Below are 9,664 nucleotides of genomic sequence, written 5' to 3'. Positions count from 1 at the left end.
TTTGAGTGCAATATCGCCTAGCAAATTAATTAATTAAGAAAAATAATTTTTCAGCACACTCTTCACGTAAAAATCCAGCATCATGTCTAATACCCAACGAACCACCACATCAAATGTGAATTGAGTTCTTAAATTAAATGCTTGAATCTATCCTCCCCTATTACGAGCGTGAGCTCGGCCATTTGCGAGAACTGTCCGGCGAATTCGCCCGTCGTTACCCGAAGATCGCAGGTAGGCTGCAGATAGAAGGCGACCAGTGTGCCGATCCGCACACCGAACGGTTAATCGAGTCGTTTGCGCTGCTGGCAGCTCGCATCCACAAAAAGCTGGATGACGATTATCCGGAAGTGGCGGAAAGCTTTCTGAATGTGCTGTATCCACATTATCTGCAGCCCATTCCCGCCGCCACCATTGTCCAGCTGGAGTGTGACCCAGCCCGGCCGGAGATTGCACGCCGCTATCGTGTGGAACGCGGTCAAATGGTGCAGGCACCGGCTATTAACGGTGTAACGTGCAAGTTTCGCAGTGCTTATCCCGTGGATCTTTATCCGCTAGCGTTGAGCGAAGCCCGGCTGGAACTGACCAGCAGTTCGGCCTATCTGCGCCAGCTGGCGCCGGATGCAGCGGCGGTACTGACACTGGAACTGCAAACGCAGAGCGGTTTACCAGTGAACTCCATCGGACTAGAGTCGCTACGCTTTTTCCTGGACGGCGAAGCGCAAATGCACCTGTTGTACGAACTGCTACTGTCCGACGTACAGAAGGTGCAGGTGGGCGATGGTAGCGAAGATCCTGCACGCACGCGCCAGTTACCCGCATCCAGTATCACGCCAGTGGGCTTTGGTCGCGCGGAGGGCATGCTTGAATACGATGAGCGTTCTTTCGTGGGCTACCGGCTGCTGACCGAGTACTTCTGCTATCCAGATAAATTCCTGTTTATTGACTTCGGCCAACTTGACAAAGCAGCAGCTCGGCTGGATGGCGAGCGGTTGGTGTTGCGGGTGATGCTGGACAAGTATCCGGACGGCGAGCGCTACAACCGCCTGCTGACCCAACTTGGCGTGCAACACCTGAAGCTGGGCTGCTCACCTGTGGTGAATCTGTTCCGACACGCGGCCGAGCCCATTCGCGTCACCCATCAGAAATCATCTTATGCGGTAATACCGGACGGACGTAAGCCTCACGCTTACGAGGTGGTACAGATTCGCCGGGTACAACGGGTGGAGAAGTCAGCTGAAGGAGAACGCAGCGAGGAAGTGCCACCCTTCTATGCTATCCGCCATGCGGCACAAGACAATACTCCACGCTTTTACTGGCATACCAGCCGACGGGATTCGCCATACCAGGGCGACAAGGGAAGTGACACGGAAATTCATCTGGTAGATCTGGCCTTCCAGCCAGTGCGCCCGGCGGCGGAGGTACTGAGCCTGGAGCTGCTGTGTAGCAATCGCGACTTGCCCGAGCAGATTCCATTCGGTGGTAGCCAATCGTCGGCACATTCTGATTTCACTATTCCCGGACACTCGGTAGTCAAGCGGGTTCGGCTGTTACGCAAACCGGGCGCCACGCAGCGCAGTCCATTAGGCCGTGCCGTTCAGTGGCGTCTGATTTCGCATCTGTCGCTCAACTACTTATCGATTGTCGACTCTGGAGTCGAGGCGCTGCAGGAAATGCTGGCGCTCTACAACCTGACCGACTCTGCCGTCAACAGCCGCCAGATCCAAGGGATTGCATCCGTTATCAGCCAGCCCGCCGTGACACGGGTGGCAGGACGCGATTTCACCGGCTTCGTACGCGGTAGTGAAATCCGCCTCAAACTGGATGCGGACTATTACGTGGGCGGCAGCGTGTTCTTGTTCGCTTCAGTACTGGAGCGTTTTTTCGCGCTTTACTGCGCCCCCAACAGTTTCACTCGTTTGATCGTGGAAAATGTTCAGGACAGCGAGGAGGTACTCACATGGCCAGCCCGAGTTAGCGAAGCCCTCGTGATCTGAGGAAAGAACTGGAGTCTGATGCCAGCCAGTTCGGTTTTTTCCGGGCGGTGCGCTTGCTGGCGTTGTCTGGGCGCAAGCGCCCGGGCATCAAAAGACGACTGCCAGTTGATCTGCGTTTTCGCACATTAGCTACGCTGTCATTTCCTCCCAGCGAGCTGACCAGCTATCAACCTGCGCCAGAGGATGGCACGTTGGCCGAAGCGCTTAAGCAACAGCGGAGATGGTCATCAGCTTCATGGGGCTTACCGGACCATCCGGCGCATTACCAACCGCTTATACCGAGCTATTGCTGGAGCGAAAACAGCGCTACCGCGACAGTTCAATGCATGCTTTCTTTGACATCTTCAGCCACCGTGCCGCCTCACTATTTTACGAAGCATGGAGCAAGTACCGTTTTTGGCTGGAGGTAGAAGCCGGTGAACGTGATGGATTTACCCGGCATCTACTTGATTTGGGCGGCACCGGGTTAGGGACGTTACGTCGACAGATTGGTGAGCGAGTCGACATGGACGAAAACCTGTTCGTCTACTTTGTTTACTTGCTTAGCCAAAAGCCTATGTCGGCACAGTCTCTGGCTACGCTCATTGAGAGCTTCTTCGGCGTAACAGCACGGATAGAACAGTTTGTTGGCCAATGGATGACGCTACCGGAAAGTGAACAAAGCAAGCTTGGAGAACAGTGCTGTGAACTGGGTATATCGCTACTGGCTTAAGCAGCAGGGTTTGGGACCGCCAAACCAAGCTGCGGTTACGACTGGGCAGCATGGACATCAAGCGCTACGAGGCACTGTTGCCGGGGCGGCAAAGCGGCGGCGGCGTTGCGTGCCGTGTTGCAGTTTGCCCTCGGCCACAATCTGGCCGTGGATGCATGCCTGATACTGGAAAAAGACGCCGTACCACCAGCCCGCATGATGCCGGACAACCCTCTGCGCCTCGGGCGGAACCTGCTGGCTAGGGGCGCAAAAGCAAGACCCCGATGACATGCGCTATGCCTTATTACACTGATCACAACTCGCGACTTCGAATTTTGATTTCAATTACTGGAAAATACACATGTCGGTATCACTAAAATCCCTGATCGAACGCCTCACCCCCGCTGCACGCCAAGCACTGGAACAAGCGGCCAACCGTGCGCTGGGCCGCACTCATTTTGAAGTAGAAATCGAACATGTCTTGCTGGCACTGCTGGACCAACAAGACAACGCCGCACAAGCCGCACTACTGGCACTGGGCATACCCGCCGACACGCTGGGCCGCGAACTGGATGCCGCACAGGATAGCTTTCGCACCGGCAACACCCGCAACCCGGTGCTGTCCGCCTGGCTGCCACGCTGGCTGGAAAAAGCCCGGCTGCTGGCCAGCATGGAACACAGCGAAGCCGATATCTCCACGCTAGACCTGCTGCTGGCGCTGTGGCATGACGACGCCCTGCGCAACGCAGTGCAATCCAGCTCTCGCAGCTTGGCTGCACAGGGACGGTACGGCGGCGCTGCTAGGCGCTTATCGCGAGCTGCGCCGCCACGGCGGCGAAGGCAGTGCATCGCCTGCCGCCCGCCAGGAACAGGCCGAAGACGACACGGAACCTGACGCCGACGCCCCTATCCCGTGCCAGACCGGCCGCGGCTGTCCAGCGCTAGAAAAATACACGGTGGATCTCACCGCACAGGCCCGCGCTTAAGCAAGATCGATCCCATCCTCGGGCCGCGATGGCGAAATCCGCCAGATGATCGACATCCTCATGCGCCGTCGGCAAAACAACCCCATCCTCACCGGCGAACCCGGTGTGGGCAAAACTGCCGTGGTAGAAGGGCTGGCACGCAAAATCGTGCTGGGTGAAGTACCGGAAACCTTGCTGGGCGTCACCCTGCGCACGCTCGATCTGGGTCTGCTACAGGCGCCAGCGTGAAGGGCGAATTCGAAAACCGCCTGCGTCAGGTGATCGATGAGGTGAAAGCCAGCCCGGTGCCCATCATCCTGTTCATCGATGAGGCACACACGCTGATCGGCGCGGGCGGCGCGGCTGGACAGAACGACGCCGCCAACTTGCTGAAACCGGCGCTGGCGCGCGGCGAGCTGCGCACTATCGCCGCCACCACTTGGGCCGAGTACAAGAAATACTTCGAAAAAGACGCGGCCTTGGCACGCCGCTTCCGGTCGTGAAAGTGGAAGAGCCTGCCCCCGATATCGCAGTACAGATGGTGCGCGGCCTTACCGAAGCCATGCGCCTTCATCACAAGGTGGACATCCTCGACGAAGCCATCAGCGCCGCCGTGCACCTGTCCAGCCGCTACATCACCGGTCGCCAGTTGCCGGACAAGGCCATCAGCGTGCTGGATACCGCCTGCGCCCGCGTGGCGCTGTCCCGCAGCTTACAAGCCTGGCCCGGTGGAAGACACTCAGGTGCTGATCGACAACATCGAGCGCGAAATCGAGGCGCTGTCGCGTGAAGAAGGCCACACCGAACGCATCGCCGAGCTCAGCAGCCGTTTGAGCGAGCTGCGCGCAGACCTCGAGGCCCTGCACGCGGCACTGGCAGGTGCAACAGCAGTTGGTGGACGAGATCGAGCAGTTGAAGCAACAAACCGACGCGCCACGGCTGGCAGGCAAGAAACCCAGCCCGTTGATGCAAAAGCGGCAAGAGCTGCGCAAGCTGCAAAAAATCCAGCCGCTGGCCTTTGAGTGCGTGGATGAAAGCGTGATCGCCGACGTCATCGCCAGGCTGGACCGGCATCCCGCTGGGCCGCATGGTGAGCAACGAGCTGGAACAAGTGCAAAAACTGGGTGCGCTGTTGGCCGAACGCGTGATCGGCCAAGACCACGCGCTGGCGCAAATTGCCGAGCGGGTACAGATCGCCAAGGCCAATCTGGAAGACCCCGGCAAACCCAAGGGCGTATTCCTGCTGGTGGGCCCCTCCGGCGTAGGCAAAACTGAAACCGCGCTGGCGCTGGCGGAAGCCTTGTACGGTGGTGAGCGCAATCTGGTCACCATCAATATGTCCGAATATCAGGAAGCCCATAGCGTCTCGGGGCTCAAGGGATCCCCTCCCGGCTATGTGGGTTACGGCGAAGGCGGCGTGCTGACTGAAGCCGTCCGTCGCCGCCCATACTCGGTGGTGTTGCTGGACGAAGTGGAAAAAGCCCATCCGGACGTAATGGAGCTGTTCTTCCGGTGTTCGACAAAGGCGTGCTGGAAGACAGCGAAGGCCGCGAGGTGGATTTCAAAAACACTATCATCCTGCTCACCTCCAATGCTGGTACGGATCTGGTAATGCGCGCCTGTGAACACGGCGTGACGATAGAAGGCGAAACCCGTGATCCGACTGCGGCTGATCTGGTGGAAATCCTGCGCCCCACCCTGCAGCAAACCTTCAAGCCAGCACTCTTGGGAGCTTGGACATCGTGCCCTACTTCCCCATCAGCGACGAGGTGCTGCACTCCATCGTTGCGCTCAAGCTGGGTCGTATCCGCGACCGCATCGCGGACAACCATGGCGCCAAGATTGAGTTTCCAGACACGCTGGCCGCTACACTGGCCGCCCGCTGCATGGATGTTGACAGCGGTGCGCGCAACGCCGATGCCATCCTCACCCGCACCCTGCTGGCACCGATCTCCTGCGACCTGCTCAGTCGTATGGCAAGTGGCAAGCCGGTGAAAAAGATCGCCGTCTCGCTCAAGGGTTCCGATATCAAAGTGCGTCTGAGCTGAGGGACACGATCACTATGTGGAGATTGCTCGCACTGTTAGGGGGGTCCACCATTGGCTGGTGGAGCCTGCTGTGGCTGGTACTACCAGTAAGTTGGCAACGTGTCAGTCCGTCAGCCATGCTGTTACTGCACATCGTGCCACCCGTGGCTGTTACGCTGGCACTTCGTTGGTGGAGCACGCACAAGGAGAAAAAAGCAGAAGAAGATCGTCGGCAAGCGGAAGAAGCTGCTGAAGCCCAGCGCATCGCGGCACGCGAACAGGCACGCCAGCAGCATTATGCCAAGTTGGCCGAAAGGCAGCAGACCATTTCCTGCCGCTGGCTATACTGCACCGCCCTGCCGATGGGCGAAGAGCCAGCCTGGTTGGCCGAAACGGATGAAACCTGCCAGTGGCTAACGCTGGAGCGGGATGAGCTGGAAGATGACGATATCCTCACCGCACTAGCCGCGCCGCAACGTGAAGCATTGGAAGACTTGTATCTGACCGCTCCGGGAGCCGCCTGGTTACCGGTGTATACCGAGGGCATTCCATCGGAATCAGGGGTCGAACAGCTAGCCACGCTAAAAGCATTCAGCAGGAAGCCGCCTCACAGACGCTGGAAGGTACCGTTCCAGCGGTAGAGTGCCGCTTCCTCCCCGGTCATGGCGATATCGCCGAACGCGCCCGACAAGTATTGCTACAGATGCCGGAATGCCCCGGGCTAGTGCTACTGGCGGCAGACGCCCCAATCCTGCAACTGGAAGACGATGACGACTTCGACACTGAGCCGGACCCGGCCCTTGCACGGCGCGGCAAACCCGGTTTGGCCGTGGTTTGTCTACTGTTTCTGCGCAACGGGTTACCCTGTACTGAGATCACCGATCAAACTACCCCGCTGGACACACAAGATCCCTATCAACCGTATTGGGAGAAATCAATTTCTGCATCCAGTGCAGACTGGGGACCTGTCCCCCCCCAGCCAGCAACCATCACTCGCTGCCTTGCCAATTCTTGCCGAGCTGAGCCAGCCAGTACATGGTGCGGCTTCATCCAACCGGGCCATGCAACTGAGTCGTCAATTGCTGCCCATGCTAGACAATGCACTGGTAAATGCCATGCTGCTTGACTACCCATTCAGCGAAGAAGATGCCAAGCCCGAGGCCAATCGGACGACAAGCCTGGAATGGCTGGTACACAACAGTGGTGACGTACAGGTCGGCGGAGCCAGGCTAAGCGCACTGTCCAGTGCACTCAGCCACCATCAGACCGAAATTCATCCCATCGACCAGGCCTGTAATAGCGTGCGCGAATGGGGCAACAACGGCGCGGCTACCGGCGCACTGCTGACTGCCTTAGCCATCACCCGCAGCCATGCCTTGGAGGCCCCGGTATTGCTGGCACAATTTGGCCGGAAGACGCCAGCCTCAGCGTTGCCAGGGCCGCCACTAGAGGAAATGTCATCATGAAACGCGTTATCCGGTTGGGCGACCCCACAGACCACGGAGGGCATGTGGTGAGTGCTGCGTCCAGTACCACCCTGTTTGGCAAACAGGTAGCTTGCCTAGGTGATTCAGTCACGTGCCCGCGCCGGGGACATGGCAGCTGCACCATCGTCGAAGGCGACAGCAGTTGGCTCGTTGGTGGTAAACCCGTGGCCCGGAAGGCCATAAAACCAGCTGTGGAGCCGTATTGATCTCCACCCTGCCAGAAATAGGCAGGGGCTGACATTTTTTACAGGAAAAATCATGCAAGACACGATCGAAGCCCTGCTCAGCCCCGTTGCCGGAGATAATCCGGCCGGAGAAGACTTGGCCTACTCCGCCCTGTTCGATCAGATTCGCGAAGCGCGCCGCAGCGATGACCTAGGCCTAGCACAAGGAGAATGGGAACAAGCGCTGAAAGTGGCAGAATGGCCGCGAGTAGTCCGCCTGTGCGAAGCCTCTTTCACCGAACAAAGTAAAGATCTGCAACTGCTCGTCTGGTTGGCCGAAGCGTGGGTACGCCAACACGGAGTGGCAAGACTTAGTGACGGGCTCACTCTGCTCAACGGCTGGATCGAACGCTACTGGGAAAATGGCTACCCGGAACTGGACGAGCAGGATCCCGACGAACGCACAGGCAAGCTCGAATGGCTGAATCACCAATTGGCAGCAGCCATCCGAACCGCCCCACTGCTCAAGCCTGAATTTGGCGGCTATAGCTGGCAAGACTGGCAAGAATCGCGCGAAGTAGACAACCTTGGGCTAAAAGACCCTGCCGCACGCGACGCAGCGTTGGCCGAAGGCAAACTGGCAGGGGAAACTTTCGAGAAAGCGGCCGCTCAATCAGGTGCCAACTGGTTCTCCGGCTTGCATGACCAACTGGTGCAAGCTTTGTCCCAGTACGAAATACTGGAACAACAGGTAGATAGCAAGTTGGGAAACCATGCTCCAAGTCTGGTGGAAATACGTAATGCCATTTACGCCAGCCGGGATCTAGTGCTGCGTTATCGCAAACAGCACACCAGTTCCGTCAGCACCCCGCCAGTGACTGCAGCCAAAGGACCATCTAGCATGCCAAAAGCAGACAGTTCAACTATCGTCCACAGCTCCACGCCCACGGCACCATTTGACGGCCAGATTGCCTCCCGCGAACAAGCCATACAAATGCTAGGTCAAGTAGCACATTACTTCCGGGCCCACGAACCACATAGCCCGGTCTCGCTGTTGGCTGAACGAGCAGCGCGCTGGGCAGAAATGAGTCTGGAAGAATGGCTGCAGCATGTCATCAAGGACGATTCAACGCTAAGCCAGTTACGAGAACTGCTTGATTGCGAATAGCCGGAAAATTCGAATACGGCAATCCGCCGGTTCCAAATCTGGGAATTCTGTAAAAGACTGACTGCGCTAGCAGTCCATCAATCATGTGTGGTTGATGGACTCATGCCACGCGTATTCATGTCATGGATGCCAGTAAGGACTATTCCGTTCCCAAACCGTTTGTTGTAACAACAACTGGGACAATGTTTATATTATTTATGCCATGCGGAGAGTAGGCCAACGGCCCGAACATCGGACCACCACATGCTCCCAAGGCTATCGTCAATTTGGCTAAACCTGCGCCTGTTCATACTTTCTTTCATCTGGAACCCTGCGCATTGATTGGAAAACGAGGGGTTCCCACGGGCGCAAAGCGAGCAGCAGACTGGTTCCATCCCTCTCTTCTGTCACACGAGCCACCCCTTCCTGATGTAATTCAGTAAACTCCTGAAGCAACTGGCGCATCTTCTTCTGGAATCGTTGATTATCAGCAGGTGATAACATTGCCTGTTGAAAAAGCAGGCATTCCCCTGAATGATTGAAACCCGAGTCAAGAAAATCGCCTTGTACCCTTTTCTGGAAAAAACGGTGGATCGGCCCATCCGGACGCCATTCAAAATCGCGTTCAATGCGTAACTTTATGCGATTTTCAGGTAGTAGCCGTATCAAACCGATACGATCAAGTTCCAGTAAATGCCTAATGCATTCCGCATCACTCAGGCAATAGGTCGCAACGATCCTCTCCATGTTCCAATGATTAAGCACACACACGGCCACCAGCACTCTTTTGGGATCCGTCACCAACTCAGCCTCTTGAGCCTCGCTAAGTTGGCGTAGATGCGGTTGCGAAGCTTCAGCAGCCTGAATCAGATCGACAAACTCCAACTGAATGAAAGCACAGATAGCTTCCAGCGTACGCAAATTAAGGCTCTGCTGGGCAAATTGACGTTTCACGCTGGATTCGCTCAGGCCGAGATGTTCCGCAACAGCAGCATAGGTTTTACCTTTGGCTTTGAGTAATTGTTTGAGCGTAGCAATCAGTTGGAGTGTTTGTGACATGAGAAAGTATCGATATTCGATACCTCATAGCTTACATTTTACAATTTGTAATGGGAAGGTTTCACATTCTATTTGCATAGTTCAGAGTATCCCTACTACTTCATACGCCTGTAGCGACCTTGTCGTAGCT

General features: G+C 56.8%; 14 protein-coding genes and 3 pseudogenes. 16 read left to right on the top strand and 1 reads right to left on the bottom strand.

Annotated features, from left to right (window positions below; all coding sequences use genetic code 11):
• The first annotated feature begins 137 nt into the window (after positions 1-137).
• From tssF to tssA, 16 genes and pseudogenes are all read left to right on the top strand, one after another.
• Positions 138-1,994, top strand: a complete 1,857-nt coding sequence (gene tssF, locus GKE73_RS15065; RefSeq protein ID WP_230370603.1) for a type VI secretion system baseplate subunit TssF — start codon at positions 138-140, stop codon at positions 1,992-1,994.
• Positions 1,991-2,158: pseudogene (locus GKE73_RS23880) on the top strand (type VI secretion system baseplate subunit TssG); the annotation flags it as partial. The gene tssF and the pseudogene GKE73_RS23880, both read left to right, overlap by 4 nt.
• 56 nt (positions 2,159-2,214) lie before the next feature.
• Entirely contained in the window at positions 2,215-2,706 is a 492-nt protein-coding gene (gene tssG, locus GKE73_RS15060) for a type VI secretion system baseplate subunit TssG (RefSeq protein ID WP_230370602.1), read from the top strand.
• A pseudogene (locus GKE73_RS24935) lies at positions 2,691-2,759 on the top strand (hypothetical protein); the annotation flags it as partial. The gene tssG and the pseudogene GKE73_RS24935, both read left to right, overlap by 16 nt.
• 61 nt (positions 2,760-2,820) lie before the next feature.
• Positions 2,821-2,973, top strand: a complete 153-nt coding sequence (locus GKE73_RS15050) for a hypothetical protein (RefSeq protein WP_376767437.1) — start codon at positions 2,821-2,823, stop codon at positions 2,971-2,973.
• A gap of 73 nt (positions 2,974-3,046) precedes the next feature.
• Positions 3,047-3,580 carry a Clp protease N-terminal domain-containing protein gene (locus tag GKE73_RS25995; protein WP_230370600.1) on the top strand — a complete coding sequence of 178 codons (534 nt, stop codon included), beginning with the start codon at positions 3,047-3,049 and terminating at the stop codon, positions 3,578-3,580.
• A gap of 136 nt (positions 3,581-3,716) precedes the next feature.
• The gene (locus GKE73_RS25990; protein ID WP_280954968.1) at positions 3,717-3,899 is read left to right on the top strand and encodes a hypothetical protein; all 183 of its coding nucleotides are present in this window, start codon (positions 3,717-3,719) and stop codon (positions 3,897-3,899) included.
• The gene (locus tag GKE73_RS25985; RefSeq protein WP_376767362.1) at positions 3,896-4,153 is read left to right on the top strand and encodes an AAA family ATPase; all 258 of its coding nucleotides are present in this window, start codon (positions 3,896-3,898) and stop codon (positions 4,151-4,153) included. The genes GKE73_RS25990 and GKE73_RS25985 overlap by 4 nt, the downstream gene beginning before the upstream one ends.
• Positions 4,154-4,188: 35 nt before the next feature.
• Positions 4,189-4,440: a hypothetical protein gene (locus GKE73_RS25980; RefSeq protein WP_280954967.1), complete on the top strand. Its 252-nt coding sequence runs from the start codon at positions 4,189-4,191 to the stop codon at positions 4,438-4,440.
• The gene (locus tag GKE73_RS25975) at positions 4,394-4,672 is read left to right on the top strand and encodes a hypothetical protein (RefSeq protein ID WP_280954966.1); all 279 of its coding nucleotides are present in this window, start codon (positions 4,394-4,396) and stop codon (positions 4,670-4,672) included. Before GKE73_RS25980 ends, GKE73_RS25975 begins: the two co-directional genes overlap by 47 nt.
• Positions 4,673-4,737: 65 nt before the next feature.
• Positions 4,738-5,321, top strand: a pseudogene (locus GKE73_RS25970) (AAA family ATPase); the annotation flags it as partial.
• A 71-nt stretch (positions 5,322-5,392) separates the two neighbouring features.
• On the top strand, positions 5,393-5,698 hold the full coding sequence (locus GKE73_RS25965; RefSeq protein ID WP_230370598.1) for a ClpB D2-like domain containing protein: 306 nt from the start codon (positions 5,393-5,395) through the stop codon (positions 5,696-5,698).
• A gap of 116 nt (positions 5,699-5,814) precedes the next feature.
• Positions 5,815-6,318 (top strand): hypothetical protein, encoded by a 504-nt coding sequence (locus GKE73_RS15020; protein ID WP_230370597.1) that lies wholly within the window; start codon positions 5,815-5,817, stop codon positions 6,316-6,318.
• A gap of 420 nt (positions 6,319-6,738) precedes the next feature.
• A complete protein-coding gene (locus tag GKE73_RS15015; RefSeq protein WP_230370596.1) occupies positions 6,739-7,143 on the top strand; it encodes a hypothetical protein in 405 nt (134 codons plus the stop codon).
• Entirely contained in the window at positions 7,140-7,370 is a 231-nt protein-coding gene (locus GKE73_RS15010) for a PAAR domain-containing protein (protein WP_230370595.1), read from the top strand. The genes GKE73_RS15015 and GKE73_RS15010 overlap by 4 nt, the downstream gene beginning before the upstream one ends.
• A 52-nt stretch (positions 7,371-7,422) precedes the next feature.
• A complete protein-coding gene (gene tssA, locus GKE73_RS15005) occupies positions 7,423-8,496 on the top strand; it encodes a type VI secretion system protein TssA (RefSeq protein WP_230370594.1) in 1,074 nt (357 codons plus the stop codon).
• A 270-nt stretch (positions 8,497-8,766) separates the two neighbouring features.
• Here tssA and GKE73_RS15000 read toward each other — a convergent pair whose 3' ends face one another.
• On the bottom strand, positions 8,767-9,534 hold the full coding sequence (locus tag GKE73_RS15000; protein WP_230370593.1) for a helix-turn-helix domain-containing protein: 768 nt from the start codon (positions 9,532-9,534) through the stop codon (positions 8,767-8,769).
• Between the last annotated feature and the right edge of the window lie 130 nt (positions 9,535-9,664).

This window comes from Paludibacterium denitrificans (genome assembly GCF_009707705.1).
Taxonomy (GTDB): domain Bacteria; phylum Pseudomonadota; class Gammaproteobacteria; order Burkholderiales; family Chromobacteriaceae; genus Paludibacterium_A; species Paludibacterium_A denitrificans.
Note: the sequence above shows the minus strand (reverse complement) of the source record. Positions and strands in the feature narration are given on the sequence as shown.